This window comes from Caulobacter soli (assembly GCF_011045195.1).
GTDB classification, from domain to species: Bacteria; Pseudomonadota; Alphaproteobacteria; order Caulobacterales; family Caulobacteraceae; genus Caulobacter; species Caulobacter soli.
The window spans coordinates 686,828-713,599 of the sequence record NZ_CP049199.1; the positions used below are offsets into that span (position 1 = coordinate 686,828).

Here is a 26,772-nt window from a genome sequence, read left to right on the forward strand (position 1 = left end):
CGTCGCCAGGCCGGGCCTTGCGGTCGCAATTCCGAACATGAGGATATCACCATGAAGACGCGCAAACTCGGCGACGGGCTGGAAGTCTCGGCCATTGGTCTGGGCTGCATGGGGATGGGCCAGGTCTACGGCACGGCCCTGGACAAGACCGACGCCTTCAAGCTGCTGGCCCGCGCGGTCGAGCTGGGCGTGACCTTCTTCGACACCGCCGAGGTCTATGGCCCCTACACCAACGAGGTGCTGGTCGGCGAAGGCCTCAAGCCCTTCCGCGACAAGGTCGTGATCGCCACCAAGTTCGGCTTCGACATCGCGCCGGAAGGCGCGGGCGAAGGCTTCAACCGCATGCGCGGCACCGACAGCCGGCCCGAGCATATTCGCGCCGTGGCCGAGGCCTCGCTCAAGCGCCTGGGCGTCGAGGTGATCGACCTGTTCTACCAGCACCGCGTCGACCCGAACGTGCCGATCGAGGACGTGGCCGGGACGGTCAAGGACCTGATCGCCGAGGGCAAGGTCAAGCATTTCGGCCTGTCGGAAGCGGGCCCCGAGACCATCCGCAAGGCTCACGCGGTGCAGCCCGTGGCGGCCCTGCAGAGCGAGTTTTCGCTGTGGTTCCGTGACCTGGAGGCGACGACCCTGCCGGTCCTGCGCGAGCTGGGCATCGGCCTGGTGCCCTACAGCCCGCTGGGCCGGGGCTTCCTGACCGGCGCGATCAAGGCCGACGCGCCCCTGGCCGACGGCGACTTCCGCCGCGGCCTGCCGCGCTTCCAGGGCGAGGCCCTGACCAAGAACCTGTCGCTGGTCGAGGCCCTGACCCAGATCGCCGCCGACAAGGGCGTCACCCCGGCCCAGCTGGCCCTGGCCTGGATCCTGGCCCAGGGCGAGCACATCGCGCCGATCCCGGGCACGACCAAGATCGGCCGGCTGGAGGAGAACCTCGGAGCGCTCGACGTCGTACTGTCGGCCGACGACCTGGCCAAGATCGCCGCCGCCGTGCCGGAAACGGCGATCGCGGGCGCGCGGTACAGCGAGGCGGGTTTGGCGATGGTGGGACGGTAATCAGCGCGTCTTTCCCTCCCCCTTGCGGGGAGGGGGGACCAGCGAAGCTGGTGGGTGGGGTCCGCTGAGTCATCAAACCCCACCCGACCCGCTACGCGGCCCACCCTCCCCGCAAGGGGGAGGGAAGGGGGAATAGGGGTATTGCGCGGCGCGGCGGGGTAACCCCACACTCCGCCCATGGTCGCCAATCCCCTCCATCGCCCCGACGGCATCGAGCTGGTCACGCTGGGCAAGACCACGATCACGCTGGGCGGGGTGGTGGCGGCGATCCTCATCGTGGTGGCGTCGATCTATCTGTCGCGCCTGGTGGCCTCGGGCCTGCGACGCTTGCGCGAACGCTCGGTGGTCAGCGCGCCCTCGCTGTACATCGTCGAGAAGCTCAGCACCTACGGCCTGCGCACCATCGGCCTGCTGATCGCCCTGTCGGTGATGGGCGTGAACCTGACCTCGCTGGCGGTGTTCGCCGGGGCGCTGGGCGTCGGCGTCGGCCTGGGCCTGCAGGGGCTGGTCAAGGACTTCGCGTCGGGCGTGTCGCTGATGTTCGAGCGGCTGGTGGCGGTGGGCGATTTCGTCGAGCTGCAGAACGGCGCGCGCGGCGTGGTGCACGAGATCGGCCCGCGCTCGACCCGCATCCGCACCAACGACAGCACCGACGTGATCGTGCCCAACTCGGTGTTGGTCAACGAGCAGGTGATCAACTGGACCCTGCACCACACCACCCGCCGCATCCACGTGCCGTTCGTCACCGCCTTCGGGGTCGACAAGGAAAAGGTGCGCGAGGCGGTGCTGGCGGCCGCCCACTCGGTGTCGTTCACCGCGCCTGACGACGCGGTGCGCAAGGCCCAGGTCTGGCTGGTGGGCTATGGGGAGTCGGCGCTGAAGTTCGAGCTGATCGTCTGGCCGACCGTCGACTCCGTGCGGCGCCCGGCGGCGATCTTCGCGGCCTATACCTGGGCCATCGACGACGCCCTGCGCGGGGCGGGGATCGAGGTGCCCTATCCGCAGCGCGACGTGCGCCTGCGCGGCCTGTTCGGCGAGGAGGGTGACGACGCCCGCGCCGCCCTGCGGCTGGAGGCCCGGGCCGGCCGCAAGGCCAGAGCCAAGGCCGCGCCCGCCTCCAAGAACGACGCGGCCGAGGATCTCAAGCGCGAGGATCCCGAGGAGCCGCCGCTGCCGGTGCAGGGGCCGGCGCCGAAGGGGTAGGATGCGGGCCGCCGCGATCCTTTGACCCTCTCTCTTTGAGAGAGGGAGGGGCCCGCCGCGAAGCGGTGGGAGGGTGAGAGGTTGAAGCGCGACAAAAGCTTCTGGAGTCGGGGACAAGAGGTTCTGGAGCACTCTGAACTCTCCGAAGCGCCCCTTACGCCCCGCTAAGAGGTTCCTTAGGGGTCCGGAAGCGGCCCCTAAGGCCCTGGGCTATCTCTTGATGACGAACAGCACGCCGGCGCTGCGGCCACGGGCTTCCGCGCCGCCGCTGCTCCCCGTGTTGGCTTGACCGAAGTTGGTGGCGGGCCCGGTCGGCTGATTGTTGGAACCGGCCGTGCCGATCTGGGCGAGGGTGTGGGTGTGCGCCTGGTTCTGGTCGGCGAGATAGGTGCCGACGGTGTGGCCAGGGTGATCCGGAACAGCGCCACGACCGTTGTCAGCGCCGCGCGGGTGTTCGCCCCGCAGGTCGGGCAGGTTGAAGGTGCTGACGCCGTCGCCAGCCCCCCAGGTCGTGCCGATCACCGCGAACAGGGCCGCGTCGCCCGTCCTAGAGACCGCGCTGCCGTCGCACAGGTACCAGCCGCCTTCAGCCACGTTGGCGGCGCGCATCTTCATGTCGCCGGGGCTCCAAGCGTAGGCCTTGGCGGCGGCCAGGGCATTGTTGGCCTTGGTGGTGGCGTCACCGGACGCTGTGGCGACCGCTGCGGTCTGAGCGGCGCCAGCCTTGGTGGTGGCGTCGCCAGCCGCCGTGGCGATCGCGGCGGCCTTGGCCGTGGCGATCAGGGTGTTGATCGCGGTCTTGAGCTGGTCGTAGCCGCCCTTCACCAGGGCGATACCCGCGCCCTCGATGACGCGCGCGACGTTCTCCTGGATGTCGTTGAACCAGTCATGGCCCAGCAGGGTCGGCCCAAGACCAGAGGCCGGGTCGCCCGGCTGGAACATCCCCCCGACCGAGTCTTCAGTGTCTACGCGGTGCATTCCGGCTCTCCGTCAATCGAACTAAAAGGCGTCATCGCCGATCTCCCCGAACATCACGACGGTGTGGGCAGGCTTGAGCCGCCGCACGACGCACTGCAGGCCTAGGGGGTCGTCTCCGAGGGCGGGCGAGGTGCGCAGGATCCAGACCCAGGCCCAGGCCTCGCCGAACAGGCGGTCGCCGATGTGGTCGCCGATCATCGCGGGGAAGCACTCGCGGACTTCGGCCGCGTAGCCCAGGCGCTCGGCCAGGGCCACGAAATAGGCCGCGTTCTGGCCGCCCAGCCCGGCCAGCCGCTGATAGACGGCCAGGCGGCGTTCCTCGATCGTGGCGGCGATCGGCGTGCAGCCGTCGGGCAAGCCGACCAGGCGTTCCCACTCCGTCAGCAACTCGGTCGCGGTGCGCGGGTCGGCTTCCTCGACCAGGTCGGCCGCCCGCTGGTCGATGCGCGCCAGTTCCTCGGCGAACGCGCCCAGGGCGGCGGTCATCACCGAGTCGGGGCTGCGGTTCCAGGCCGCGCCGAGCGGCAGCAGGGCCTGCAGCTGGGTCAGGTATGAGGCGGCGCTGCGCATCAGGTGGTCCAGGTCACCACGCCCATCACGGCCAACTCGCCGGGGCCGTAGGCGATGTTGGCGGTGGGCACGGTCAGGGTGTGGGCCGCGTCGCCGGCTCCGGTGAACACCGCCTCGCGCAGGCCGGAGATCTCGATCACGCCGTCGGGCTCGGCCCGCCGGCGCAGGAAGTCCTGGACCTCGGCGATGATCGCGGCCTTCACGTCGGCCGAGCCGCCGGGCAGGCTGATCGTCAGGTTCAGCGGAACGCCGGTCGGGGCGAACACCACCAGCATGCCGGCGACGGGACGCAGCGGATCGATATGCGCCGTCACGGCGGCCACGTCGTCGGCCAGCGGGATGATGTTGTCGCGGGCGTCCATGACGAAGGTGACGCCCACTCGGCCGGGCCCGGTCCATCCGGAATAGGCCCAGGCCCGCGTCACCCCCGGCACTTCCGTGGCCCAGCGCACATAGTCGTCGGCGCTGCCGCCCTGGGGCGGCCGGCGGATGCGCTCCAGCAGGCGGGCCAGCAGCGCCTCGTCGCTCTCTTCCTCGGTGCCGCCGCTCAACCCGGGCGCCAGCACCACGCCCTCGGCCGCCACGCCCGCGACGGGCGAGACGAACGTCAGGCGCGCGCCGGCGTCGGCGTTGCCGATCACCCCCGGCGTCTGGGCCTCGATCGACAGGGTGGCCACCCCGCCGGCGATGACCGCGTCGGCCGTGGTCGCGTATTGCAGCTCGTCGCCCCGTTGCAGCGGGGTGCCGGCCTCGATCGGCGAGCCGTTGGCCCCGGTCACCTGCATCGTGCCGGCGGCCGGCGCGCCTTCCTTGGCGACCACGCCCCAGATCGACGCCCAGCGCCGCAGATAGGCGCTCTCGGCCTCGTCGGGCATCAGCTGCCGGGCCAGGAACGCCAGCACGCCGTAGAGGCCATGCGCCGCGCCGGCCAGCACCGTGGCCAGCACGTTGACCACCGAGCGCCGCAGGGCGCTGTCGGCCCCGGGCAGGCGGCCATTGATGTCGGCCTGGATGCGAGCCCTCAGCTCGGTCAGGGTGGGACGGTTGAACGCCATCAGGGGGCCTTCCAGACAAAGTCGAACTTCTGACGGGCCGGGCCCGTCGGTCGGGTGATCGAGACCTGCAGGCCCAGCACGCCGGGCGCGCTGACCTCGGCAAGCACCTCGATGCTGGTGGCCACCCCGTCCTCGACCAGCCAGGCCAGGGCCTCCTGGGCGTACTGCCGGGCCCGGGCGACGACCGAGGGCAGTTGCTTTTCGCGAGCCAGCAGCCACAGCCGCGAGCCCAGCTGGTCGCCGGGAATGTCGGCCAGGCTGTCGCCCCACCAGCCGCGCGGATCCGCGCCGTCCTGGGGCAGCACGTCGTCGGGTTGCGCGCGGCGATCGGTGAACAGCGAGATGATGATGGCCGTGCGCAGGCCTTCCTCGCTGCGCAGATCCGCGCCGTCCAACGACAGGTCGCCCAGGCAGGCGTCGACGTCCCAGGTCAGGGCCAGGTCGCTCATGCCGCCTTCACCTTGGTCGAGCTGGACACCACCTTGTTGGCGACAACGGAATCGCCGTGCAGGGCGACGGCCTTACCGCCCGCGCCGCCCAGCTGGACGTCGGCGCTGTCGACCACGACATGGTCGGCCGTCACCTTCACCGAGGGCGCGGTGATCTCGACCTTGAACGGGCTCTCGATCGAGATCCCGTCGCGCTTGAAATGCACGACCTGGCCCAGATCGTCCTGCATGGCGACCTCGCCCTCGGCCAGCTCCCGCAGGCGATAGCGCCTGTCGTCGACCACGATCACCACGCCCTGGGAGCGGGTGCCGGCGACGGCGACCATGATGCCCTCGGCGCCCGGCTTGGGTCGGCTGGTGAACCCGTAGTTCTGGAAGCGCTCGATCCCGTCCAGGGTCTCGTCGGCCAGGCCGTCGACCTGCAGCTGCTGCACGCCGGGGCTGTCGTCGACCAGGCGCACCAGCACCCGGGCCACCATCATGCCCACGGCGCGGGCCGTCGGCGCCAGAGCTTTGCGGAACTGGTTCATCATTGGAGGTTGATCAAGGGGTCGACCCCCTTGCCCTTGCCCTTCTTGGCCGGCAGGGCGATCAGGCTGAACGCCTCCTTGCGGGTCAGGGTCAGGTCGGTGCGCTGGCCATTGGGCCCGTCGGTGAACTTCACGGCGCTGATCAGCAGCTCGCCGACCACGCCGACCGTCGGCGCGTCGACCGGCACCAGTCGGTCCTTCACGTAGGGCTTGCCGTTCGGGTCCCGCCACCCGGTCACCGTCACGGTCACCTGCTGGGCCCTGGCCGCCCGAACCGTCGCCTCCCACTTGGCCTGGTCGGCCAGCGTGCCGGCCGAGCTGGCGTCGTGGTTGATGATCACCGTGGGGCGATAGCGCGTCACCCCCGGGTCGGCCGCCTGGGCCTTGGGCTGGTGGGCCGTCGTGCCCAGCAGGAAGTCGCCGCCGCCGGCCTGGCCCTTCAGGATGTACTGGCTGAACCGGTCCTTGACGTCGTTGGTGAAGCGGATCCGCTCGATATTGACGCCCTCGGCCAGGATGTAGCCGGCCTTCACCTGGCCCGGCCGGGTCAGCTCCAGGTTCCCGTCCACCGTGGTCAGGCCCAGCACGCCGCGCTGGCGGCTCATGCGGTCGATGGCCTCGAACACCGTCTCGCCCTGCTGCAGGGCGAAGCTGAAGGCCGCGCCCGTCGACACCTTGGCGCTGACCTTGACGCCGAACGGCTTGGCCAGGGCGGCGGCGATCGCCTCCAGCTTGCTGTTCTTCCACGAACTGGGCGCGTGGATGGCGGCGCAGTCGACCAGGTCGCCGGTCTTTTCCCGGCCGGCGATCGACACGCCGTGGCGCTTGTCCTCCAGCTCATAGTCGGCGCGATCGATCCAGGCGGTCATCACCTTGTCGCCGCCGATGAACACCTCGCAGGCCTCGCCCGGGTTGATCACCCACTTGTCCGGCTGGCCGGGCCAGCGCTCGGTCAGGCCGATCGTGAACGCCCCGGCCATGGCGTCCAGGCCGGTGTCGATCGACACGCTGGTCCAGCCCTCATAGCTCTTGCCGGCGATCTTCAGCGAAACCACGTCAGCCATTGCCGACCTCCGGGGTCAGCACTTCCAGGGCCACGCCGCCGGGCACGAAGCCGGGGTGTTCGACTCGGTTGCGGTCGACGATCTCCTGGTCGCGCAGCGCGTCGCCGTACAGCCGCCACGACAGCACCAGCGCCGGCGCGGTCGCGGGCGGGGTGTAGTCGAACAGCCGGGCCAGCGAGCCGCCGCGCGCGGTCAGGTCGCGGATCACGGCGGCCCGCAGGTCGGTCAGGGCGATGAACGCCTCGTCGTCGCCGGCGTCGGCCGCCTGCTCGGCCATCACGTCGATCCGCCCGGCCAGGTCGTCGCGAACGCTGACCGCGTCCTGGTACGACGCCGGCTGCAGCTGGCTGGCGGCGGCCACGGCCTGCGCGGCGGCCGCGCCCTGGACCAGGCGCACCAGGCTGTCCTGGTTGGCGCGCTGGCGCACGCGGGCCGTGGTCGTGCCCAGCACGGCGGAGACGGTCGATCCGAAGCTCATCAGCGGGCGCAGCGCCGCCAGGGCCGCCGCCGGTGTGTCGGCCAGGGCCTTGATCGAGCGCACCAGGTCGATGAACTGGCCGGCCAGCTCGCCCGGGGCGCGGGCCAGGGCCAGGGCGCCGGCGCGAATGGCGTCGACCTTGTGGCGCACGGCGTACAGGGCCTCGCCCGCCCCGCTCAGCACCCCGGCCGCGTCGCGCGCGGCGCTGGCGGCCTGGCCGATCAGGTCGGTGGCCGCGCTGACCACGAAGGTCGGCTGGCCCTCGATGTCGAACTGGTCCGGCATGCCGGTGACCAGCTCCTCCTCGAACCCGTCCACCGCCACCAGCGCCGCGCCCTGGGTGTCGATCGACACGGCGGGTGCGGCGTGCTCGCCGGCCTCGACGAACTCCAGGCTGAACACCGCCAGCCCGCCTTCCCGGGCGCTCTGCCGGCACCGGCCGCCCAGGAACGCCACGACCCGCACCCCGAAATAAGGATGCACCAGCGTGCCGGGGCCCTCGGTCTCGCAGGCCACGATCAGGGCGTCGCGGGCGGTCATGTAGTCGTCGCCCAGGACGTAGCAGTCCACGGTCCAGCGCCGGGCCTCGCGGCCCAGGTCTTCCGGCCACGGCAAGGCGCGCAGCGGATACTCGTGCAGCTCCACCCGGCGACCGAACTGGTGGTCGTCGTCCTGGATCAGGAAGGCCGCGCCGCGAAAGCTGCCCTCGGTGAAGGTGTCCTGCCAGGTCGCCATCAGAACGCCGGCAGGGTCATGCCGCGCGACAGGTCGAACCCGACGCCGGGGGTGTCGCTCTGGGCGTCGCGCACCTGCGTGCCCGGCCCGGCCACGACCGTGATCGAACCGTTCAGCTGGTTGCTGCGCGCGCCCACGGCGGCGGTGGGCGCCGCCGCGCCCGACGGACGCGGAGCGCTCATCGCGTAGCCCAGGGCCGCCACCGGGTTGGCGACGATCGCCCCCACCCGGATGGCGTTCTGGAACCACGGCGGCAGGCTGTTCCAGATGTCGGCCACGCCGGTGGCGAACACCGCCTTCAGCTGGCCGAACACGCCCTTGAAGAAGCCGATGATCTCATTCCAGTGGGTGATGATCGTCGCCGGCAGGCTGATCAGCGCCTGGGCCCAGATGGGCAAGCTGGTGAACCAGGTCTTGAAGTGCACCCAAAGGTCGCCAAAGAAGGCCTTAACGGCCCCCCAATGGCGGATCAGAAGTATGGTGCCAAAGATCAGACCGGCGATCACAGCGACGATCCAAGTGCCGGGGAAGGCCCAGAGCGCGCCGTTGACACCCCACAGCAAGCCGATCAGTTGGATGGTTCCGATCGCCAAGCGACCGATCATGATGCCGGCCAGGAAGTCGAACGCTCCGCTGACCCCGCCGATAGCCTTAACGACCTTGGAGCCGACGCCGGCGATGAAGCCCAGCACCGCCCACAACTCGCCCAGCGTCTTCAGGATGGACGGCAGGTTCGCCTTCAGCGCCGCGACGCCGGCGTTGATCTGGCTCAGGATCTTCTGGCGATCGCGCTGCAGGGTCTTCTCCAGCCAGCCCACCAGGTCGGAGAACGCCGGCAGCAGGGCGGTGACCAGCGCGTCGCGCAGGCCCTTGATCATCTTGGTGGTGCGCAGCCACTGCAGGTCCAGGGCGGCCGACTTGGCGACGGCCTCGTCGCTGAGCACCAGGCCGAAGCGCTCGGCCTCGTCGCCCAGGGCCTTCAGCTCGGCCGAGCCCCTGTTCAGAACCGGGATCAGGGCCACGCCGGAATCGCCGAACAGCATCTGGGCGATCGCCGCCTTCTTGGCCCCGTTGGGCATGACCTTGAATCGGTCAGCGATCCGGCCCAGCAGCACCTCGGCCGGCTGCAGCTGGCGCGAGGTCTTCATGTAGCTGACGCCCAGGGCCTGGAACGCCACGCGCTGGTCCTTGCCGCCGCGCGCCGCGCGCACCTGGTTCTGATTGAGGAACTTCAGCGCGTCGCCCAGCTCCACGCCGGTCCCGCCGCTGGTCTCGAAGGCGTAGTTCAGGCGCTGATACTCGCGGGTCCCGATGCCGGCGGCCTGGGCCGCGTTGCGGGTTTCCTTGGCCACCTTCGCCTGGGCCAGGGTGGCCCGGCCGAGCCAGCTGGTGGCCAGCACCGCGCCGCTGGCCAGGGCGGTGATCGCCCCGCCGCCGGCCCACAGCGCCGTGGTGAACCCACGCCCGATCCCGGCCCGAAACTCGGTGGTCCGCATCCGCGCCAGGCGCAGGCGGGCGGCGAAGCTGACGGTGCGACGGCTGGTGGCTTCGACGGCCTGGCCCAACTCCTCGGTGGCCTTGGTCCCCAGGCGCTTGGCCCGCAGATCCTCCATGATCGCCTCGGCCTCGGCCTTGGTGATGCGCTTGGAAGCGTCGGTCGCCGCGCCCAGGGCCTTGACCGGGTTGACCGCCGCGCCGGTGACCTTGCTCAGGTCCCCGGTCGCCTTGGTGGCCGCCTTCAGGCCGGCCAGCGAGGCCAGGGTCCTGATGATCAGGCTAACTGTCAGATTTGCCATGTATCCGTACCGCCTGACCGTGCCAGAAGTTGAATTCAGCGATCCGGAGGCTCCAGAGATCGGCCCTGGAAAGGCCCCCGAACGTCGCCGCGATCTGGCCTAGGCAGTCCGCCCAATTGGACGGCCAGGCCCCTAGAAATTCCCCGCCTTGGCGGCCAGCTCCTGGAAGTCTGCGGGCGTCATCTTGCGAACCGCCTTCTCGGGCAGGCCGATCAGGTGGGCGACGATGGCGATGCCCTTGGCGACGTCGCCGTCGTGCTTGTCGGTCACCAGCAGATCGCCGGCGTCAGGCTCGCGCATGAAGACGACCGGGGTTGTCTCGACACGGGTGGTGCCGCGAGCGCGGTCGACGAACGTCACGTCGATCGGCTTGGCCAGCTTCAGGAAGAACCGGCCGTCGGCAAGCATGCCGCAGCGATCGTCGGTGTCGTCCGGCGTGGCCGGCAGGTCGACTGCAATGACGACCTCGTCGTCGGCTTCGATGCCTTCAATAGCTTCGGCCACTAGAACATCTCCTCGGCTGGCGGGCCTTCAAGGGTGAGCTTGATGGTCCCTTCGTTCTCGTCGATCGTGCCGGGCTCGGTGACCCACATGGGGCTGACGGCGTAGGATTGGCCGGTGTCGAGACCGCACTCGACCGTGGCGTCCTTGATGGCGTTGAGTTCGGCCACCGAGGTGTCGGCGTCGATGTAGATCTCCACCTCCAGCTTCGATTCCGCGATCTCCTCGGTGAAGCCGTAGACCTTGCGCGCGCCCTTCTTGGTGGTGCGGTTGGTGCCGCCCGGATTGAAGGTCGCGCCCTTCTTGGTGTTCCAGGTTCGGCCGTTGGCCTTGAAAGTCAGTTCGCTCAGCAGCTTGCCGGCCATGGGTGCCCTCCTAGAGCAGGAATTGGATCTGGCCCGCGAAGACGCGGAACTGGTTGACGAGGTTGGGCGGGAAGATCGAGTTGACCCGGTTGGGATCGTTCGGGTCGCGCTCGATCACCAGCTCGGCCTTGAACTGCTCCAGCCCCTCGACCAGGCCGGCCTCCTGGCGGTCGATGAACCAGGCGACGGCCTCGACCTTGAGGGTCTTGGGCGTGACGATCGGCTGGCCCGGCGCGATATAGGTCCCGTCGTCGGCCAGCTTGTGACGCGGGTACTTGGTCGCGATCCGCGCCCGCCAGGTGTAGCGCAGGTTGGCCAGGGTCAGCGGCGTGTTGACGTCCAGGAACACGATGCTGTCGAAGCCCTGGGCGTTGGTCTGGAAGGTGGTGATCGCCCGATCGATGATCACGACGCCGCCGGAATCTTCCTTGGCCACCGCGATCCCGTCGCGCAGCAGGCTGTCGCGCTCGGACCGCGTCCAGCGATCGGGCATGGCGGGCGGCTTGATGCCGGCCAGGGCCAGGCCCTCGAACCCACGCGCCGGATCCAGCGAGCCCTGGTACGAGACCACGGCGCCATAGGCCGCCGCCCATTCCCAGGGCGGGGTCGGCGAAGACCGATAGCCGATGATCGAGCTGAAGGCGCTGTTGCGGGCGCCGCCCAGGGTCGATAGCCCGCCCTGCGATCCCGTCGCGGCGCTGTAGGCCATGCCATCCAGCTCGACCATCGCGCCCCAGCGGGCGGTCAGGGCCGTCTCGATCGCCGTCAGGTTGGCCGCGTCGGTGTAGGGGTGGATGAACGCGGTGTAGGGCGCGTCGCCGATCGTCGTGAACACCGCGCCGGCGTCGGGGTTGCCGGCGCCGGCCGACATGGCGGTGATGGTCGCGGTCAGGCCGGCCGGCAGCGCCTCGCCCACCTGGTAGGCGTGGCGAATGTCGATGTAGTTGCCGGCTTCGCCCTTGTGCCGGGCCGTCAGCGTCACGGTCGCGGTCACCACGGCGCCGGTCACCGGCAGGTCGGGCGTCGCGCCCACGGCGGTGTTGACGGCGGCGGCGGCCTGGGCGGCGGTCATGCCCACGGTCACCGGCACGGTGATCTTCTGGCCGGCGACATACAGCGGGATCGACCCGGCCGCCGTGGCCGTACCGGCATAGACCACGGTTCCGGTGGCGGCCGTGCCGCCCGCCAGGTCGGTCAACGGCAGGGCCCAGGTCTCGCTCAGCGGATCCACCGCCTTCAGGGCGAAGAACATCCGGGCCAGCATCGAGCCCCGGCCGAAGGCGGCGATCGCCTGGTCGGCGGTGAAGATCCGCACGTTCGTGGCGATCGGGCCGGCGGCCAGCTTCTGGCCGATGACCAGAACCTTGTGCGGCGTGGAGGCGCTGCCGCGTTCGGCCCGGGTGGTGTCGAACTCGATGTAGCTGCCGGGCGTGCGGATATCGAGCGGGATGGTGTTGAAGGCGATCATCGGGTTCAGGCCTCGGAGGTTTCAGCGGCGGCCGGCAGGACGGGCCCGACGGTGATGTCGTCGTCGGCCTTCAGGCGGGCCCAGTGGGTCGACCAGGCCACGGCCTTGCCCTCGTCGGGCACGACCTGGTAGCCGGCGGCGGGGTCGCGCACGCGGCGGCCGGCGGCCGGAGCCACCAGCACCGGGTGGCCAACGGGGATCGGGTTGGGCAGCGCGGGGGCGGCCGAGGAAAGGCGCGGGGCCATGCTCAGGTGGTCTCCAGGGTGATCAGACTGGTCGCGTCGGTGTCGCCGTGCGGCGGCAGGTCCCAGGCGACGAAGAAGGTCTCGAAGTCGGCCAGCTCGGCGACGTGAGCCGGCATGGTCGGGGAGAAGACGAAGCGCGTGGTCAGGGCGACCTTGAACAGGCTGAGCCGTTCCGATCCCGTCGGCGAGGTGACCGGGGTCACGCCGCCCAGCTCCAGCCCCTCGATCGGCAGGCCGAAGGTCTGGCCGGCCAGCAGGCCGGCCGCGTCCTGGAACATCTGGTAGCTGCCCACCTCGGACTCCGAGCCGCCCTGGCGGGTGGCGCGTTCGTTGCGCAGGTTCTCGGCCGCGACGATCACCGCGAAGCTGGCCTCGACCTTGGCCGAGCCGCCCTTCATCTGCTGCAGGGTGCGCAGGCTGGCGAACGTCACCCAGGCGGCCGGATAGCGCGGCACCTTCTTGATCAGGCGCTCGTCGATGTCCGCCGGCAGGCTCTCGCAATCACGGTAGGCGTAGCCCAGCACGCCGGCCTTACTGGCCGCGTCCAGGCTCTTGACCATGGCGTTCTCGATCTCGCCGATCATGCCGCCACCGCCTGGGCCATGACGCCGCCCATGTAGTCGATGGTCAGGTGCTGGATCTCGTCGACGTCCTCGGCGTCCAGGCCGACGAACGGCCGGGCCGGGATGTTCGGGTTGACCGAGTGCTCGCGCACCGTCTGCCAGACGCCGAACCGCAGCGGCCGGCCGAACGCCTCGTGGATCAGGCGGTTGTGCTCGCCGATCGTCACCGGCCGGTTCAGGCCGAACTGGTGGGCGGCGGCGTAGACGACGTTGGTGCCGACCGCGACGCTGCGGTCGTCGGCGTTGTGGGTGATGCTGTCGCGCAGCCGGCGGCTGTCGGTCAGGGTCATGCCGCCCGTGGCCTGGGCGCGGACGGAGGGCTTCCAGCGCTTGCCGTCCGGGCCGACCTGGCGGACGAACCGGCTCTCGATCGAGCTTTCCAGATAGGACCCGACGGTCTCCATCAGGGGCTTCAGCGTGCCCAGCTTACGAACCAGCGCGCCCCACAGCAGCTGGGTCTGGGTCAGGCCTTGGGCTTCCAGGACGACAGGAGCGGACGCCATCAGAAGCGCCTCATCGTGTCACGGGTGAACTGCCGCTCGGGCATGGACGTCAGGATGACGCCGGTCTTGGCCGCCGGCTCGACACCGGCCTGGTCGGGCAGCTTCACCCGGCCGCCCTGGATCTGGGTCAGCAGCGCCAGGGCTTCCTTGAAGCGGCGCACGACCTCGTCGCTGGCCCGGTCCTTCCAGAGCTTGTAGCGGGCGATGTCGCAGGCCGCGCCGATCAACATGCGCGGGGCGTTGGTCAGCGGCAGGGCGTAGACCCCGCCCAGATAGCCGTTGATCAGCTCGTCGGCGTCGCTCAGGGCGCGCGTCACGACCGCCTCGTCGATCCAGTCGACCGGCATGTCGCCGCGATCGCTGAGCTGAATCAGCTCGCGCGCGCCGCAGACGTCGGTCAGGTCCTGGAGAGTGGCGTAGGTCACGAAGCGCTTTCGAATTTTGGGGGTGGTGGGAGGAACAAACCGGCGGCGGAGCGGACCCCGCCGCCGGTCTTCTTCAGTCGTTCGCCAGCGCCTTTAGGCGAAGGCGGTCACCTGCGGCGTGCCGGTCAGCGGCGCGTCCAGGCCAGTACCGCGGTGCATCGAAAAGTCCGGACCCGTCGGCGAGTCGATGAACAGGCTGATCCGCCAGCGCTCGACCGTGTCGCCCAGGGCGGCCAGGTGGGGCCGGCCCCAGTCCAGGATCATGCCGGCGGCGATGGCGACGGGGATGGCGAACAGAGCGACGACGAAGGCGATCGGTGCGTAGAGAACCAGTGCGGCGGTGGCGGCCAGGCCGACCACCAGGTGGACAAAGGAACGGGACATGCACGTCTCCGAGAGGGTGAAAGGGCGGCGACCGGGCCCATCGCCCCAACCACCGTTACGCATCTCCGGTCGCCCCGCTGCGAGGGGCGGGAACGACTAACGACCGGGCACTACTCGTCCTTGGCGGGCTCCTTCGCCTTGGACGGGGTCTTGGCCGGAGCTTTGGCCTTGGCGGCTTCCAGCTCGGCGGTCAGCGTGGCGACCTGGTCACGAAGGCCAGGGAGGGCGTCGAGATCCGGCTGCAGGGCGGCGCGGGCCGTCTGCAGGGCCTCGACCTGGTCGCGAAGGGTTCCCAGCTCGACGACGTCTTCCTGCAGGGCTTTGCGCTCGACCTGCAGCGCGTCGATCGTGGCGTTGGCCTCGGACAGCTGACCGCGAAGGGCGGCCTCGTCCGACGCCGCGCGCTCGGCTGTCCCCAACAGCTGCTCGACCTTCAGGTCGGCGTAACCGAGGCGTGACTTCAGATCGTCGAGATCCACCGGCTCGGCGACGTCGGCCGCTTCGAAGACGCGCAGCGGACGCTGGGCCAGCTGGCGTTCCTCGGCCGTCGGCGAAACCCACTCCTCGCCAACCAGGCGCTGGATGGAGATCACCGGGTCGGCGACCAGGGCGTGGATCTTCTCCTCGCCCAGCTCGCGTGCGTCGAACTCGACCCAGGCGGCCGAGCCCAGGACCAGGCCCGCGCGACGATAGGGATCGCGCGAGGCCTTGACCCGGAATTGATGGCTCGCGGCCTCCATCACAGCAGCCGATCGGCTTCCAGGATCTCGACGTCCTGGAAGTAGATGTTGGACGCGCCGCCGGCCTTGTTCTGGGCCTTGAACAGCGTGCGGGCGGCGGCCTTGTTGGAGGTGCCGACGACGATCAGGTTGGGCTTGACGCCCAGCGGCTCGCCTTGCTCGTCCACCAGGGCGGCCATTTGCGCGCAGGCGGCGACGTAGTTTTCTTCCGTCAGCGCGAGCGTCGAGCGGTGCGACAGGTGCGGATAGGTGTAGCCCGCCGCCGACCGCGCCTTGCCGCCGGCCAGGTATTCGCCGGTCTTGAATACATGCTCCGACTTGGGGTCGGTGATCATGTCGAAGTTGGCCTCCTCGCGGTTCTGCAGGAGGATCGGCTTCAGCGGCTTGCGGGTGTCGAGCAGGAACCAGGGCTGGACCGCGCCGGCGCCGCTCATGTTGGAGAAGATGCCCTGGGTGACAACGCCCTGGGCGTCGACAGTGCCGCCGGGGTGGTCGGTGTCGAAGTAGTTTTGGTTGTCGAAGCACCGCTTCAGGTGGCCGTTCCTCAGGGCCTCGTAAGCCAGGCGGTCCTTCAGGGCGCCGGCCTCGTCACCCCAGCCGGCGAACATCGACGGATAGAGGCCGAGGTTGTCGTCCTTGATGTCATCTTCGAGAATGCCGATCGACACCTCGAACTTTTCGTTCTTCAGCGCATAGGCCAGCTCTTCGAGCGACTGGATGCGGCGCTCGCCCAGCCAGCGGCGGAAGATCGGCCAGTTCTTCAGGAACCCGTAGGTCGTGATCTTGGTGGCCGACGGCACCTCGGTGGTGAAGGCCTGGTAGCTCGGCTTCACGCGGGTCATGCCGCCCTTGAAGTCGGTGCGGAAACCCGTGCGCAGGGCTTCCAGGTTCTCTTGCGTGATCAGCACGGGGCGGCGCTCCTAGTAGGTGATTTCGAGGAAGCCGCTGACGGCCCCGGCGGTGTTGAAGGGGGCGGCCGGCACGATCTGGATGCGATCGCCCTTCTTGACGAAGGTGGTCGCGTCGCCGGCGGTGGGGGTGTCGCTAACGACCGTGCCCTTGGTCGCGGCGTCGGCGATCGTGCAGGCCAGGCCGGCCACGGCGGTCGCGCCGACGGCGGCGGTGACGTCGCCGCCGGTGGTGACCGCCTTCTGGACGATCACCGACAGCTGGCTGATGTAGCCGCTGACCGGCGCCACCAGCTCGGCCGAGGTGCCGGCCAGGGTGTCGGTCTCGTTGATCGCGAACGGCAGCGGCAGGGTGCGCCGGCCGGCGGCCGAGGCCTCGTCGCCGACGATGACCCAGACGCCGTCGGCGTCGACCTCATGAACCCGGCCGGCCGCGCAGCGCGTGCCCGAGGCCGAGGTCTTGGCCACGGTCTCGTCGTCGACCACGTAGACCACCGAACCCACGTCGCTATTGTCGATGAAGTCGACACCGGCGGCCGAGTTCTTGAAGTTGAAACACCCGGCCTGGGTGTCGATCCGGGCGTCGCCGTCCGCGCCGCTGTTGACCACGGTGTGCAGGGCCACGCCCACGGCGCGATAGGTGGCGGCGTCCACCGCCTTGGCGGCGTTGTCGGCGCCCTGGCCGGCGCGGGCGGCGCGGCAGAAGCCGGCGGCTTGGATGACCAGGCCGCCCTGGAAGATGGTGACCCCACCCTTCATCGGGCGGGAGGCCAGGACCTTGTCGGCCAGGCGGGAGATCTTGCGACCAGCGGAAAGAGCCATCAGGCTTGAACCTCGTTCTTGAGTTCTTCCAGGTAGGCGGCCTGGTCCCAGCCCATGCTGGCGCACAGGGCGACCTGCTCGGCGGTCAGGGCGGTGATCTCGCCGGTGGCCGGCGGCTTGCCGCCAGCGGGCAACTTCCCGCCAGGCGTGATGATCGCGGCGGCCGAGGCGACGTACTCGGCGAACCCGGTCGGGTCGGCCTTGGCGTTCTTGACCCAGTAGTCCTTGTGGGCCGGCGCGATCTTGCCGGCGGCGATGGCGGCGTCGACCGAGGCGGTGGCCTTCTCCTCAACGGTCGCGCCCCGGATGGACGCCACCTGAGTCTGCAGATCCTTGAACAGCGCAATCGGCACGTACTTGGAGGCGTCGGGCTCGGCGGCCGAGGCGGTGATCGCCGTGCAGATGGCTTCAACCTCGGCGGTCTCGGCCAGACCCGCCGTGGTGGCGATCTTCTTGATGCCGGCGGAAGCCGTCACCAGCGACGAACAGGCGGCCAGCGCCTGAGCTTCGGTCGAAGTCTCCGGCAGGCCGATGGCCGCCAGAAGACGTTGCAAGAGGGTCATTCCGGTTTCCTTGGGGGGGTGAGAAAGCGAGGCCACGGCCGGCAGGTCGGTCAGGGCGGGGTTGTTGGTCAGCCCGGCGCGCAGCAGGCGCACCACCGGCGCGGGCGCGCCGTCGGCGGCGTGCGGGGCGTGGGTGAAGACGGGGCTGATGTAGCGGTACTCTTTGTCGACCAAGGCGGCGGTCGCGCGCGGCGTCCACTCGATCCGGCCGTAGATGCCGTCATCCTGGACGCGCAGATCCTTGGACCATCCCGAGGCCGGAGCCTGGATGGTCTTGTCCTTCATCGCCGCTTCGGATTGGTGGTCGTAGTCGATGACCATGTCGGTCTGGCCGGCAAAGGCCCGAGACGCGGCGACGATCTGCTCGGCGTGAGCGCGATCGCGAACCTCCCAGGGCGGACGGCTATCGCGCGCCTTGAAGACGCCGATCGGCATCAACTTCACCCACGCCTTGGGCTGACCGTTTTCGACCAGGTCGCCTTCAGCGACGCAAAAGGCCACCTCGTCGCCGCCGGCCACCGGCGGAGCGGTGTCGCAGATGGCGATGACGGACGACGAGGTGAGGTGCAGAGACGAACGCATGGCCAGACAATCGGCTGGCTGGCGGGGTCATCCCATGCTGAAGAATTTCAGGGTGAAAGCCGGGGCGCGGGTGGCGGCGGGCGAGTCACTATCGACTCGCGAAGCGCTCCTGAGAAGCCCCTTAGACCGTTCTCAGTTCCCGGGTCCAGGCGCGGGCCCAGAGGCGGGCCACGCCACATCGCCTTCGCGCCAGGCGTCCAGCACGAACCCCGCGTCCAGCGAGCTGGCCATCGACCAGCGACCCCGGCCGCCGACCACGTGCTCGAGCACGACGTCCACCACCTGGCCGTCGGTCTTCAGGCGGGCGATGTACCGCCGCACCAGCTCGTTGGTCCCGTCGGCCGCCGGCCGCCAGACCCAGCGGATCTCCGCCGGCGCGGCCAGGGCCTCGGCCGCCAGCGGCATGGCCTGCAGCTGGGCGGTCGTGAAGGTCGCCGCCGTCCCGGCCGGGGTGGTGAACAGGGCCGGGCCGATCGGCACGCCCTCGCCGGCGACGTCCTTGAAGATCTTGGCCTCGGCCGGGCCCAAGGCGAACCGGGTCAGGAAGGCGGCGGCGGCCTCCTCGACCACGACGCCGGCGTCCAGGATCGCGGGACCTGGTCGTGGCGCGATCGGCGGCTTCGTCGTCGAGCTGGGGGACGTCGCCGGCGCGGGCGGCAACGTCGGCGCGGGCTCGGGCGTGACGCCGGCCAGGTGCGCGGCCCCGACGTTGTAGCCCCAGCCCGGCGTGATGCCGCCCTCGACCTGGATGGTCTGGCCGGTGCGTGGGTTGGTGTAGGGCTTCGGCGGGAAGGCGATCGGCTTGTCGGTCAGCTTCAGGCCCTCGCGGTCCATCATCCGCTGGTTCAGCTGGCGGGCGCCGCATTTGCAGAACCAGCCGTTGGGGCCCAGGTGAACGGTCCACCAGGGATCGTCCATGTAGAGGATCACCGGCTGGTCGCCCCAGGCCTTGTGCTCCAGGCGCGGATGCTCCTGGTCGGTGTGCAGGTACTGCAGGATCGGGAACGTCGCCTTGGTCCGCTGCCACCGCTCCCAGCGGCCGGCCGCGTAGGAGGTGCGCATGTTGGCGTCGAAGATGGTGCGCAGCCGGTGGGGCGAGCCCAGCTGCACGACCTTGTCTTCCCCGTCGACCGGGTCGTTCTCGATCGCCTTGCCCCACCAGCCCTTGGCCTGCAGCAGCGGCGTCAGGTTGGCGCGGAAGGTCTCCAGCGTCAGGCCCTCGGCCAGCGCCTTGTCGAGCCCGGCGAACACGTCGCCCAGCATGTCGTAGCCGATCGACTTGGCCACGGTGAACATCCGGGTGTGCAGCTCGCCGAAGACGTCGCGGTGATCGAACGTCTCCTCCAGGACCCCGCCGCGCTTCCTGAGGTAAGCGATCGCCTCCTCGGGCGGCAGGGCCTTCAGCTCGATCTGGGCCATCGGCTAGGCCGCCGCCGGCCACGCCGCCGCCACGGCGTTGAAGGTCGCGCCCATCGCCGCCGAGGCTGTGCCGGCGCTGGGGTGGATGGCGTCGATCGTGTAGCCGGGAGCCTTCCAGCGATCGGGGAAGGTCGCATCGGCGATAGCCGGCGACAGGTCCATGAACTCGTCGATCCAGCCGCCGCCGACCGCGCCCTGCAGAAGGGCGTTGAGCGGATCGCGACCAATCCCTCCGGCGGCGAAGACGCTCAGCACCCCGGGGAAGGTCTGGCCCGCGACCGTCGCGCCCGCATCGGAGGTGTTGGCCCGGGGCAGGATCGCCGAGATGGTGTTCTTCCCGCCCGGCACACTGAGCTTGTATTCCCGCGCCATGGCGACGTGATCGGCGAAGATCGCCGCCGCCGTCCGCGCGCCCGACACGAAGTCGTTGGTTCCGTAGTGAGAGACGCGGCGGTTCGTGTATTTCCAGAGCTGGGCGCGCTTGGAATGCGAGGCCACGAAGTGCGAGATCTGCGTCGAGCCCCGGCCGGCGTTGGTGTTGGGGATCCGGGCGCCGTTGACGCTGTAGAGACCCCGACGGAACCAGCCGCCGCCGTTCCCCGACCCGTCGCCGAAGTTGTCGTTCGACAGGATCATGATGCTGTCGCCGTCACCCCAGACCGAGATCGTGCTGGCCGGCACCTCGGCGAGGACCATGACCGGCACATGGGAATAGTTCCCCGAGCCGTAGGTCGCGCCCGTGGAGAGCAGCGTGCTGGCGGTCGCCGCCGCGACGAAGGTGCTGCCCTCGCCGTTGATCAGGCTGCTGTTGACCGTGGGCTGCAGGTACCAGCCGCCTTGCGGAACGCGCATATCCCACCGACGCCAGTACTCCAGCCCGGCGGGGAACTCGGTCAAGCCGAACCACGACGCCTCGATCCAATCGGACGTGTGTTCGGCCGCGCCGTCGGGAATGATGGTCGATGTCGAACCGCCATAGCGGACCCGCTGCGGCGTGGTGATCGGCGCGGTCGGGATCTCGATCGCGAACTCGGCCGCGACGTCGTTGCCAAGCGCCACCTCGGCGACGTTGACATAGAAGCCGACATCGACGGTCTTGAACCGCTTGCAGGCGACCGGGATGGCCAGCTTCACCCGTCCGCGAAAGCTCTCATAGCTGGTGTTCGCTGACTGAATGCGGACGGTCGGCCACTCCCCCCGGGTGCCGATGTTGAGCAGCTTAAGGTTCGACTTCTGGGGCGTCAGGAGTGCCGGGCGACGCGCCCCCACCAAGGCCGGCATCAGTCCAGCAGAGCCTTGACCACGACCTTGAGATCCGAGGTCGAAGACAGTGTCGGCGACCCACGGGCGACCAGCACGCCGAACAGATCGGTCGATCCGGCGGGCAGCTTGTAGGGCATGGCCAGATTGATCGCCTCGCCCAGGCTGGGGCCGCCCAGGTTGGACCAGTCCGTGATGTGGATCACGCCGGCCACCTTGTCGTAGTCGCCCGCCGCCAACACGAACGGCGCGTTGTCGGCCGGCTGCGCGCCGGCCAGATCGGTGTGGAACAACACCAGATCGCAGCTGAAGGTCTGGACGCTCTTGCACTGCAAGATCGCCATCTGCAGCATGCCGGTGCCGCCGGCCAGCCGCGCCATGTTCTGAAACTGCAGCTTCACGCCGATGACATCGCCCGCCGTGTAGGCCGTCGTCGACACCACCGGCGTGGCGGTCGCGACCACGGTCTGGCCCCCGACCTGCCCCAGGTGGTTTTCGCTGGCGGCGATCGCGGTCTGCAGATCCTTGCTCGACAGCACGACATGCCCCGCCGTCGGCGCCGCGATCACGGCTCCCGTCGTCAGGTTCAGCCAGGTCGCCGCCACCACGGCCGGCGGCACGGCGTTTTCGTTGAGCACGACCTGGCGAACGATCACGTCACCCGCCGTATAGCCGCCACCGCCATTGGTCGTGGTGACATTGTAGACCTGGCTCAGTTGAGCCAGCGCCTCTTCGTTGGCCGCCGGCCGCAACCCGGCGCCGGGCGCCGCCGCCGCGCCAGTCGGCGTCGTGAAGGACACCGTAACCGTGCCGGTATCCTGATCGATCACATCGCGCCGCACGAAGAACGCGCCGCTGTCGTCGGTCCACATGGTGGTCGCCAGATCGACCGACGCCTGGAGACTGGTCTTGATCGCCGTCAGCTCGGCCAGGGCCAGCCCTTGGCCGGCGGCCGTGGCGAGCGGCATAAACGCCGCGATCAGAGCGGCGCGCTGAGCGGCGTCTTCGACGCGTTCCAGCGTCAGAACCTCGCCGGTCTTCTGCCCCTTGATCTCGACCACATTGCCGGCGGCGTCGAGGACTGAGTAGCTGCTATCGGTCATATCAGAGAGCTCCCGCGAGGCCAGAGTTGGCCGGGTCGTTAAAGCGCAGTCGGCCGCGCGGGCTCGGCTGCAAGGTGAAGGTGAAGTCCGTGGAGAGGCGCGTCGGGCCGTCCGTCACCGCGCCCTCGACCGTGACGGTCAAGGCGGGGTGGACGAGCGCGTCGGGCTGGCCGGCCACCGCGATCTTGTAGCTGTCGATCACGGTCAGGGCGCCGCCGGCGTCGTCAGCCAGGCTGTAGATGATCTCCGCGCCCGGCGGATTGACCGTGACGAACGCGACCACCGTGCCCACCGGCGTGTTGTCGGGGTACTCCAGAGCCGAGATCTGAATCTGCGGCACGATGCTCGACAGCACCCCGGCCGGCTCCATGACCACCCGCGTCTGGGTCGACAGGCATTGCACCGTCGACGTCGACGCCCCCGGGACCGTGGCCGCCGCGCGGCTGATCGTGTCGGCCAGCAGGGTGAACAGCACCACGGCCGTGTCGGTCCCGTCGGCCCACCTGACGATCATGCCGCCGGTATAGGGGCCTCGCGGCCAGGCGGCGGCGCGCACCCTGTCAATCGCCATCCGCACGACGTTGCCCGACAGGATGGCCAGGCCGTCGCCCAGGGCGAACTCCAGCACCACCGGATTGGCGCGCGGTCCTTCGAGGCGCACATCGACCGCGACCACCTGGGCCAGCGACCTGGGGCTGCCGTCCGCGTGCTGGAAGATCCAGTCGTGGCCGAAGTCGGCGCCCTCGATGGCGAGATAGGGCGCGCCCTCGCGCCCGGGTGAATAGCCCATGGGTTAGGTCCGATCCTTTGCGGGCTGCGACGGGGTGGTGATGAAGGCTTGCTCGACCCGGGCCATCAGCCGCCCTCGGCCAGAGGCAAGCCGCTCTGCCCGACCAGGCGCGCGGCGAAGCCGGCCCGGGCCAGCAGCTGGGCCAGGGCGGCGGCGTCGATGCCAGCGATCGCCGAGGCCAGCTTGTCGCGCGCCTCCTCCAACGTGCTGCAGGCGGCCAGGGTCGCCTCGATCGGCGCGATGATCGGATCGATCACCGCCTCCCAGCCCGACAGCTCGTCGGCGGTGAACACCTCGATCGCGTCCCGACCCGGCGCGAGAGACAGAGCAGCGGCGGCCAAGGCCTCTTTAAGAGGCTTTAAGAGGGCCGCTGGGGGGGCTGAAGGGTCCCGCGCTACCGTCGGCGATCCCCCGGGAGGCTTCTGGCCGCCCTGCGGGTCGTTGGCGGGGTTGGGTAGAGCCAGCGGCGAGACCGGCTGCTGGGGCGCGACCAGTAGCTCCTCGTCCGCGCCGGGGTCGGGGATGCTCAGCTTGTCGCGGATGACCGAGGCCCCGACCTTGCCGCCCAGTTCGACGAAGGTCTTGAGCGCCGGCATCATGACCGCCGGGTCCCAGGCCTCGGACTTGCCGATGCGCAGGCGCGGGTATTTCTTCTGCGGCCCGAAGTTCAGGTCGATCATCGGCCTGATCAGGTCGCGGTTCAGGGTGGCGGCCAGCAGCTTGGCGTCGGCGCGCTGGATGTCCTCGCGGACGTCGCCATGCTCCTTGCCCGAGCCCAGGCCGCCGACCACCGAGTCGGTGGTGGCCGTCTGGCCCAGCACCGCCTTGCTGACCTGTTTGTCCAGGTACTCGCACAGGCGCTCGAACAGGTCGGTGCCGCCCGAGGTGTCGCCCTTGATGAACTCCACGTCCATCGACTTGGGGAAGACGGCGCTGGCGTCCGAGGCGATGCCGGCCACGGCGTGGGCCAGCAGGCGGATGTTCTCGGCCGTCTCGCCGTTGTCGTAGCGACCGACCCGCAGCGGCAGGCCGAACACCTCGGCCAGGGCGACCCAGTCCTTGATCGCGAAAGCTTGGAACAGGTAGGCCCAGGCCGCCGGCCGGGCCAGGCCCGAGCGGATCGGCAGGCCCGACTTGGCCTGGTGCTCGTGATGGATCCAGGCGAACGGCGCCAGGCGCTCCAGCGTGCCGTCCTCGGCGCGCAGCATCGGGGTTCGGCCGTCGACCAGGTCAGTGGTGAACCAGCGCGGATCACGCCACTCCAGGGACGAGGGCATCCACTGGCCTTCGGAGGTATCCCAGCCGATCGCCGTGAAGCTGGTGGCCTTCCCGACCGCGTCGAGAATGTGGAACAGCTCCGACTCCAGCTCGTCGCGGTCGACCCAGTCGCGCACGAAGTCGGCGTGGCGCACCGAGGCGGCGTCATCCAGGGCCGCGTCGACCGAGATCTCCAGCTGGCTGACGGCCCGCTTACGCACGCCCAGCACGGCGTTGTAGTGGAGGTATTTCTCCTCCATCTGCTCGGCCAGCTCGTAATAGGCCTCGCCGTCGCCCTGGTCGGCCTGGCGCAGGATCCGCGTCAGGCGCTGGGGCGTCAGGCCGTCGGCCGGGTGGCCGCCGATCACCGAGCGGATCCCGGTCAGGGTCGGGCCGCCCTGGGGCTTCTTCAGCGCGCCGAAGTCGATCGGCCGGCCGAGGTGGTCGACGAGAGAGGTACGGGCCATCAGAAGGTGCCTCCGCCGCGCAGCTGGCCGGCGATGCTGGTGTCGTGGTCGGGGGTTTCGTAGGGGCGCGGCCAGGCGTCGTCGTCCTGGACGGCGTCGCTGAAGACGGTTCGGGGCGTCACCGCGGTGTAGCCGTATTCCGAGGCGTCGCCGTAGCTGGCGGCCACGGCCAGGCAGAGCGCGACGCCGAAGTCGCCGTGCCGGTTCAGGCCATCCGACCCCTTGTGGTGGGCGTCCTTGGGGACCATCGGGATCCCCTTGATCAGCTTGATCTGGCGCAGGTCGTCGACCACGTCGGTGTGCGCCGGGATCGAGATGTCGCGATCCGAGAACAGCGCCTGCATTTTGGGCATGTTCTCGCGGTACCAATCCTGGGTCGGCTTCACGACTTCGATGCGGCTCTCGCCGAACTTCTGAAGGGTGACCTGGCCCAGAAACGAGCCGTTGCCGTTGCCGTCCAGCTTGCCGCCGGAGAACCGGGGCATGTTCTGGCCCAGGAAGAAGACCACCTGCTTTTGCTGTTCGTGCGGCACGTGCCGCATCTCGATCATGAAGGGCACGCGGCGCTTGAGGTTGCGGTCGATCGAGATAGGCACCAGGCCCGAGACGTCGCCGGTCAGGGCGAAGTCCTCGCCGAAGAAGTGGCGCAGGCCGCGATCCAGCTTCTTGATCTCGGGAAGAACCGTCTGCTCCAGCCAGGCGTCGACATAGGAGCGGCGCTGGTGCTCGGGCTCCAGCTCGAACTCGGGTTTGACGTGCAGGCGCAGCACCGGCGCGTCGGCCGTCGAGCAGGCCTCGATCAGCGCCCGGCTCAGATAGACGCCAGAGCCCTGGCTGGGGACGCAGTCCAGTTCCTCGGCCGCGTCGGCGCCATAGGAGGCGCGGGTCTCGGCACGGAAAGCGGCCTCGCCCTCGGGCGTCCACTCGATCCCCTGCGTCAGGCAGACGCGCTGATAGAGGCCTTCCTCCAGCGCCTGGTCGAAGGTGCAGCGCACGACCTTGCCCGGCCGCTTGCCGGAGTGGACTTCCTGGATCAGCTCGTTGAACGGGTTGTCGACGCCGTTGTGCGTCGAGATCACCAGCACCTTGCCGCCCCAGATCAGCAGCGCCATGGCCGCCTTCAGCAGGCCGCGCGGATCATCGTGGAAGGCGAACTCGTCCAGGATCACATAGCCCTGGCGACCGCGCAGCGAGCGCGGCCGGCTGGATAGGGCCACGATCTCGAAGCCCGAGGCGAAGCCGATCCGGAAGGCCTGGATCTTCTTGTCCGCGCCCTTGCCGCTGGGGTCGGGGTCGTCGAACAGGAACTCGCCCACCTCGGTGACCGCCGGCGCGAACGCCTTGGCCCACATGCCGCTGGTGTCGATGAACTCCCGCGCCATGTCGAGGTTGTAGCCAATGTAGAGGACGTCCATCCCCCCGGCGGTCTTCTGGGCGCCGGCCGTCAGCACCGCGTCGGCGGCCACCGCCCAGGTGAAGCCGATCCGCCGGCTCTTGTCGGAGACGACCACCTTGTTGGACGCCGTCGCGAGCAGCAGGGCCTTCTGCGACGGCATCAGGATGTCGGGCAGCGCTTTGCCGGCCAGGAACGCAGGCATGGCCTGCATCGCCTCGCGGCGGTGCGCGGCCCACTCCTCGTTCGTGATCGGTCCGATGTCGAACGCCATCAGGGGCGCTGCCAGGTGAAGGCTTCGACCACGAACCCCTTGCTGACCTCTGCGGTGTACCGATCGGCGGACGGCAGAGGCCGGGTCGAGACGACCAGGTACTTGCCGTCCGCGAACAGATCGCGGCCCAGCTCGTCCAGGTCGTGAAGGATCATCTGCAGACTGCGCTGCTGGGCGGCGGTCAGGAGCTGGCTCATCGACCCACGCCCAGGATCTCGGACTTGATCGCCGCGATCGTGTCCTTGGTCATGCCGCCCGCCATCTTCCTGGCGGCCTGGTCGACGGCCTTGGCGGCCTCTTCCAGGGCCTCGGCCTTCGCCATGGCGCGGATCTTGATCTGCCGTTCCGTGTCCATGCGTTGGGCGCTCATCACCCGCTGCAGCGACAGCGCCAGCTTGTTGGCCTCGTCCACGCCCACGCCGATCGGCAGGCCCTCCTCGTCGGTGGGGCGATCCACCATCAGGTTCATCAGCACGCCCTGAAGGATCCGCATGCTGGCGCGGGCCACACGCTCGTCCGGCTCGTCGCCGAACTTCTCGACGATGAACCTCGACAAGGCCTCAGTGCGGCGCAGATCCTCGCCGATCTCGGCCAGGGTCTTGACGTGTCGACCGACGGCCGAGCGCGACACGTCCACGTTCAGGAGGTCGAGATGCTCCATGATCTGGTCGATGGTCGCCCCGCCGCGACGCTTACTGGCGATCAGCTCCTGGATCTCATCCGGGAGGCGGTCGATCGACGACGGGGTCTTGCGGCCGGGGGCCAT

Annotated in this window: 30 protein-coding genes; 2 read left to right on the top strand and 28 right to left on the bottom strand. The window is 69.6% G+C overall.

Annotation, left to right across the window (positions count from 1 at the left end; translation table 11 throughout):
* Nucleotides 1-51: 51 nt before the first annotated feature.
* Nucleotides 52-1,056: an aldo/keto reductase gene (locus G3M62_RS03295; protein WP_165184697.1), complete on the top strand. Its 1,005-nt coding sequence runs from the start codon at nt 52-54 to the stop codon at nt 1,054-1,056.
* A 177-nt stretch (nt 1,057-1,233) separates the two neighbouring features.
* Nucleotides 1,234-2,259 carry a mechanosensitive ion channel family protein gene (locus tag G3M62_RS03300; protein ID WP_165184698.1) on the top strand — a complete coding sequence of 342 codons (1,026 nt, stop codon included), beginning with the start codon at nt 1,234-1,236 and terminating at the stop codon, nt 2,257-2,259.
* A gap of 210 nt (nt 2,260-2,469) precedes the next feature.
* On the opposite strand, the gene G3M62_RS26350 is transcribed toward G3M62_RS03300, so the two are convergent.
* The 28 genes from G3M62_RS26350 to G3M62_RS03440 form a co-directional block, all read right to left on the bottom strand.
* Nucleotides 2,470-3,237, bottom strand: coding sequence for a phage tail protein (locus G3M62_RS26350; RefSeq protein WP_205691938.1), 768 nt, complete (start codon nt 3,235-3,237; stop codon nt 2,470-2,472).
* Between the two features lie 21 nt (nt 3,238-3,258).
* Entirely contained in the window at nt 3,259-3,807 is a 549-nt protein-coding gene (locus G3M62_RS03310) for a YmfQ family protein (RefSeq protein ID WP_165184700.1), read from the bottom strand.
* Nucleotides 3,807-4,862, bottom strand: coding sequence for a baseplate J/gp47 family protein (locus tag G3M62_RS03315; protein ID WP_165184702.1), 1,056 nt, complete (start codon nt 4,860-4,862; stop codon nt 3,807-3,809). The genes G3M62_RS03310 and G3M62_RS03315 overlap by 1 nt, the downstream gene beginning before the upstream one ends.
* Nucleotides 4,862-5,311 carry a phage GP46 family protein gene (locus G3M62_RS03320; RefSeq protein ID WP_165184703.1) on the bottom strand — a complete coding sequence of 150 codons (450 nt, stop codon included), beginning with the start codon at nt 5,309-5,311 and terminating at the stop codon, nt 4,862-4,864. Before G3M62_RS03320 ends, G3M62_RS03315 begins: the two co-directional genes overlap by 1 nt.
* On the bottom strand, nt 5,308-5,844 hold the full coding sequence (locus G3M62_RS03325; RefSeq protein ID WP_165184705.1) for a phage baseplate assembly protein V: 537 nt from the start codon (nt 5,842-5,844) through the stop codon (nt 5,308-5,310). The genes G3M62_RS03320 and G3M62_RS03325 overlap by 4 nt, the downstream gene beginning before the upstream one ends.
* Nucleotides 5,841-6,905: a phage baseplate assembly protein gene (locus tag G3M62_RS03330; protein WP_165184706.1), complete on the bottom strand. Its 1,065-nt coding sequence runs from the start codon at nt 6,903-6,905 to the stop codon at nt 5,841-5,843. The genes G3M62_RS03325 and G3M62_RS03330 overlap by 4 nt, the downstream gene beginning before the upstream one ends.
* Complete coding sequence (locus G3M62_RS03335) at nt 6,898-8,118, bottom strand: DNA circularization protein (protein WP_165184708.1); 1,221 nt, start codon at nt 8,116-8,118, stop codon at nt 6,898-6,900. Before G3M62_RS03335 ends, G3M62_RS03330 begins: the two co-directional genes overlap by 8 nt.
* Nucleotides 8,118-9,914 (bottom strand): phage tail tape measure protein, encoded by a 1,797-nt coding sequence (locus G3M62_RS03340; RefSeq protein WP_165184709.1) that lies wholly within the window; start codon nt 9,912-9,914, stop codon nt 8,118-8,120. Before G3M62_RS03340 ends, G3M62_RS03335 begins: the two co-directional genes overlap by 1 nt.
* Nucleotides 9,915-10,046: 132 nt before the next feature.
* Nucleotides 10,047-10,418 carry a phage tail assembly protein gene (locus G3M62_RS03345; protein WP_165184711.1) on the bottom strand — a complete coding sequence of 124 codons (372 nt, stop codon included), beginning with the start codon at nt 10,416-10,418 and terminating at the stop codon, nt 10,047-10,049.
* Nucleotides 10,418-10,780 (bottom strand): phage tail tube protein, encoded by a 363-nt coding sequence (locus G3M62_RS03350; RefSeq protein WP_165184713.1) that lies wholly within the window; start codon nt 10,778-10,780, stop codon nt 10,418-10,420. The genes G3M62_RS03345 and G3M62_RS03350 overlap by 1 nt, the downstream gene beginning before the upstream one ends.
* Nucleotides 10,781-10,790: 10 nt before the next feature.
* The gene (locus tag G3M62_RS03355; RefSeq protein WP_165184714.1) at nt 10,791-12,248 is read right to left on the bottom strand and encodes a phage tail sheath subtilisin-like domain-containing protein; all 1,458 of its coding nucleotides are present in this window, start codon (nt 12,246-12,248) and stop codon (nt 10,791-10,793) included.
* Between the two features lie 5 nt (nt 12,249-12,253).
* Nucleotides 12,254-12,493, bottom strand: a complete 240-nt coding sequence (locus G3M62_RS03360; RefSeq protein WP_165184716.1) for a DUF2635 domain-containing protein — start codon at nt 12,491-12,493, stop codon at nt 12,254-12,256.
* 2 nt (nt 12,494-12,495) lie between these two features.
* Nucleotides 12,496-13,077: a phage protein Gp37 gene (locus G3M62_RS03365; protein WP_165184717.1), complete on the bottom strand. Its 582-nt coding sequence runs from the start codon at nt 13,075-13,077 to the stop codon at nt 12,496-12,498.
* Nucleotides 13,074-13,619 (bottom strand): phage virion morphogenesis protein, encoded by a 546-nt coding sequence (locus G3M62_RS03370; RefSeq protein WP_165184719.1) that lies wholly within the window; start codon nt 13,617-13,619, stop codon nt 13,074-13,076. Before G3M62_RS03370 ends, G3M62_RS03365 begins: the two co-directional genes overlap by 4 nt.
* Nucleotides 13,619-14,044 carry a gp436 family protein gene (locus tag G3M62_RS03375; RefSeq protein WP_165184720.1) on the bottom strand — a complete coding sequence of 142 codons (426 nt, stop codon included), beginning with the start codon at nt 14,042-14,044 and terminating at the stop codon, nt 13,619-13,621. Before G3M62_RS03375 ends, G3M62_RS03370 begins: the two co-directional genes overlap by 1 nt.
* Before the next feature lie 93 nt (nt 14,045-14,137).
* Complete coding sequence (locus tag G3M62_RS03380) at nt 14,138-14,428, bottom strand: hypothetical protein (RefSeq protein WP_165184722.1); 291 nt, start codon at nt 14,426-14,428, stop codon at nt 14,138-14,140.
* Between the two features lie 110 nt (nt 14,429-14,538).
* Complete coding sequence (locus G3M62_RS03385; protein ID WP_165184723.1) at nt 14,539-15,168, bottom strand: hypothetical protein; 630 nt, start codon at nt 15,166-15,168, stop codon at nt 14,539-14,541.
* On the bottom strand, nt 15,168-16,076 hold the full coding sequence (locus tag G3M62_RS03390; RefSeq protein WP_165184725.1) for a Mu-like prophage major head subunit gpT family protein: 909 nt from the start codon (nt 16,074-16,076) through the stop codon (nt 15,168-15,170). Before G3M62_RS03390 ends, G3M62_RS03385 begins: the two co-directional genes overlap by 1 nt.
* Nucleotides 16,077-16,088: 12 nt before the next feature.
* Nucleotides 16,089-16,898, bottom strand: a complete 810-nt coding sequence (locus tag G3M62_RS03395) for a hypothetical protein (protein ID WP_165184727.1) — start codon at nt 16,896-16,898, stop codon at nt 16,089-16,091.
* The gene (locus G3M62_RS03400) at nt 16,898-18,043 is read right to left on the bottom strand and encodes a phage protease (RefSeq protein WP_165184728.1); all 1,146 of its coding nucleotides are present in this window, start codon (nt 18,041-18,043) and stop codon (nt 16,898-16,900) included. Before G3M62_RS03400 ends, G3M62_RS03395 begins: the two co-directional genes overlap by 1 nt.
* Nucleotides 18,044-18,175: 132 nt before the next feature.
* On the bottom strand, nt 18,176-19,462 hold the full coding sequence (locus G3M62_RS03405; protein ID WP_165184730.1) for a phage head morphogenesis protein: 1,287 nt from the start codon (nt 19,460-19,462) through the stop codon (nt 18,176-18,178).
* Between the two features lie 3 nt (nt 19,463-19,465).
* Nucleotides 19,466-20,743 (bottom strand): hypothetical protein, encoded by a 1,278-nt coding sequence (locus tag G3M62_RS03410; RefSeq protein ID WP_165184732.1) that lies wholly within the window; start codon nt 20,741-20,743, stop codon nt 19,466-19,468.
* Nucleotides 20,743-21,825 carry a hypothetical protein gene (locus G3M62_RS03415; RefSeq protein ID WP_165184733.1) on the bottom strand — a complete coding sequence of 361 codons (1,083 nt, stop codon included), beginning with the start codon at nt 21,823-21,825 and terminating at the stop codon, nt 20,743-20,745. Before G3M62_RS03415 ends, G3M62_RS03410 begins: the two co-directional genes overlap by 1 nt.
* A 1-nt stretch (nt 21,826) precedes the next feature.
* Nucleotides 21,827-22,615, bottom strand: a complete 789-nt coding sequence (locus tag G3M62_RS03420; RefSeq protein ID WP_165184735.1) for a cadherin repeat domain-containing protein — start codon at nt 22,613-22,615, stop codon at nt 21,827-21,829.
* Between the two features lie 65 nt (nt 22,616-22,680).
* Nucleotides 22,681-24,339 carry a DUF935 domain-containing protein gene (locus G3M62_RS03425; protein ID WP_165184736.1) on the bottom strand — a complete coding sequence of 553 codons (1,659 nt, stop codon included), beginning with the start codon at nt 24,337-24,339 and terminating at the stop codon, nt 22,681-22,683.
* Entirely contained in the window at nt 24,339-26,006 is a 1,668-nt protein-coding gene (locus tag G3M62_RS03430) for a terminase large subunit domain-containing protein (RefSeq protein ID WP_165184738.1), read from the bottom strand. The genes G3M62_RS03425 and G3M62_RS03430 overlap by 1 nt, the downstream gene beginning before the upstream one ends.
* Nucleotides 26,006-26,203: a hypothetical protein gene (locus tag G3M62_RS03435; RefSeq protein WP_165184739.1), complete on the bottom strand. Its 198-nt coding sequence runs from the start codon at nt 26,201-26,203 to the stop codon at nt 26,006-26,008. Before G3M62_RS03435 ends, G3M62_RS03430 begins: the two co-directional genes overlap by 1 nt.
* On the bottom strand, nt 26,200-26,772 hold the full coding sequence (locus G3M62_RS03440; protein WP_165184741.1) for a phage protein Gp27 family protein: 573 nt from the start codon (nt 26,770-26,772) through the stop codon (nt 26,200-26,202). Before G3M62_RS03440 ends, G3M62_RS03435 begins: the two co-directional genes overlap by 4 nt.

Excerpts from the sequence above, each read along its gene's own strand:
- G3M62_RS03295 (WP_165184697.1), top strand. The coding sequence starts at position 52 with ATGAAGACGCGCAAACTCGGCGACGGGCTGGAAGTCTCGGCCATTGGT.
- G3M62_RS03300 (WP_165184698.1), top strand. The coding sequence starts at position 1,234 with ATGGTCGCCAATCCCCTCCATCGCCCCGACGGCATCGAGCTGGTCACG.
- G3M62_RS26350 (WP_205691938.1), bottom strand. The coding sequence starts at position 3,237 with ATGCACCGCGTAGACACTGAAGACTCGGTCGGGGGGATGTTCCAGCCG.
- G3M62_RS03310 (WP_165184700.1), bottom strand. The coding sequence starts at position 3,807 with ATGCGCAGCGCCGCCTCATACCTGACCCAGCTGCAGGCCCTGCTGCCG.
- G3M62_RS03315 (WP_165184702.1), bottom strand. The coding sequence starts at position 4,862 with ATGGCGTTCAACCGTCCCACCCTGACCGAGCTGAGGGCTCGCATCCAG.
- G3M62_RS03320 (WP_165184703.1), bottom strand. The coding sequence starts at position 5,311 with ATGAGCGACCTGGCCCTGACCTGGGACGTCGACGCCTGCCTGGGCGAC.
- G3M62_RS03325 (WP_165184705.1), bottom strand. The coding sequence starts at position 5,844 with ATGATGAACCAGTTCCGCAAAGCTCTGGCGCCGACGGCCCGCGCCGTG.
- G3M62_RS03330 (WP_165184706.1), bottom strand. The coding sequence starts at position 6,905 with ATGGCTGACGTGGTTTCGCTGAAGATCGCCGGCAAGAGCTATGAGGGC.
- G3M62_RS03335 (WP_165184708.1), bottom strand. The coding sequence starts at position 8,118 with ATGGCGACCTGGCAGGACACCTTCACCGAGGGCAGCTTTCGCGGCGCG.
- G3M62_RS03340 (WP_165184709.1), bottom strand. The coding sequence starts at position 9,914 with ATGGCAAATCTGACAGTTAGCCTGATCATCAGGACCCTGGCCTCGCTG.
- G3M62_RS03350 (WP_165184713.1), bottom strand. The coding sequence starts at position 10,780 with ATGGCCGGCAAGCTGCTGAGCGAACTGACTTTCAAGGCCAACGGCCGA.
- G3M62_RS03355 (WP_165184714.1), bottom strand. The coding sequence starts at position 12,248 with ATGATCGCCTTCAACACCATCCCGCTCGATATCCGCACGCCCGGCAGC.
- G3M62_RS03360 (WP_165184716.1), bottom strand. The coding sequence starts at position 12,493 with ATGGCCCCGCGCCTTTCCTCGGCCGCCCCCGCGCTGCCCAACCCGATC.
- G3M62_RS03365 (WP_165184717.1), bottom strand. The coding sequence starts at position 13,077 with ATGATCGGCGAGATCGAGAACGCCATGGTCAAGAGCCTGGACGCGGCC.
- G3M62_RS03370 (WP_165184719.1), bottom strand. The coding sequence starts at position 13,619 with ATGGCGTCCGCTCCTGTCGTCCTGGAAGCCCAAGGCCTGACCCAGACC.
- G3M62_RS03380 (WP_165184722.1), bottom strand. The coding sequence starts at position 14,428 with ATGTCCCGTTCCTTTGTCCACCTGGTGGTCGGCCTGGCCGCCACCGCC.
- G3M62_RS03385 (WP_165184723.1), bottom strand. The coding sequence starts at position 15,168 with ATGGAGGCCGCGAGCCATCAATTCCGGGTCAAGGCCTCGCGCGATCCC.
- G3M62_RS03395 (WP_165184727.1), bottom strand. The coding sequence starts at position 16,898 with ATGGCTCTTTCCGCTGGTCGCAAGATCTCCCGCCTGGCCGACAAGGTC.
- G3M62_RS03400 (WP_165184728.1), bottom strand. The coding sequence starts at position 18,043 with ATGCGTTCGTCTCTGCACCTCACCTCGTCGTCCGTCATCGCCATCTGC.
- G3M62_RS03405 (WP_165184730.1), bottom strand. The coding sequence starts at position 19,462 with ATGGCCCAGATCGAGCTGAAGGCCCTGCCGCCCGAGGAGGCGATCGCT.
- G3M62_RS03410 (WP_165184732.1), bottom strand. The coding sequence starts at position 20,743 with ATGCCGGCCTTGGTGGGGGCGCGTCGCCCGGCACTCCTGACGCCCCAG.
- G3M62_RS03415 (WP_165184733.1), bottom strand. The coding sequence starts at position 21,825 with ATGACCGATAGCAGCTACTCAGTCCTCGACGCCGCCGGCAATGTGGTC.
- G3M62_RS03420 (WP_165184735.1), bottom strand. The coding sequence starts at position 22,615 with ATGGGCTATTCACCCGGGCGCGAGGGCGCGCCCTATCTCGCCATCGAG.
- G3M62_RS03425 (WP_165184736.1), bottom strand. The coding sequence starts at position 24,339 with ATGGCCCGTACCTCTCTCGTCGACCACCTCGGCCGGCCGATCGACTTC.
- G3M62_RS03430 (WP_165184738.1), bottom strand. The coding sequence starts at position 26,006 with ATGGCGTTCGACATCGGACCGATCACGAACGAGGAGTGGGCCGCGCAC.
- G3M62_RS03435 (WP_165184739.1), bottom strand. The coding sequence starts at position 26,203 with ATGAGCCAGCTCCTGACCGCCGCCCAGCAGCGCAGTCTGCAGATGATC.
- G3M62_RS03440 (WP_165184741.1), bottom strand. The coding sequence starts at position 26,772 with ATGGCCCCCGGCCGCAAGACCCCGTCGTCGATCGACCGCCTCCCGGAT.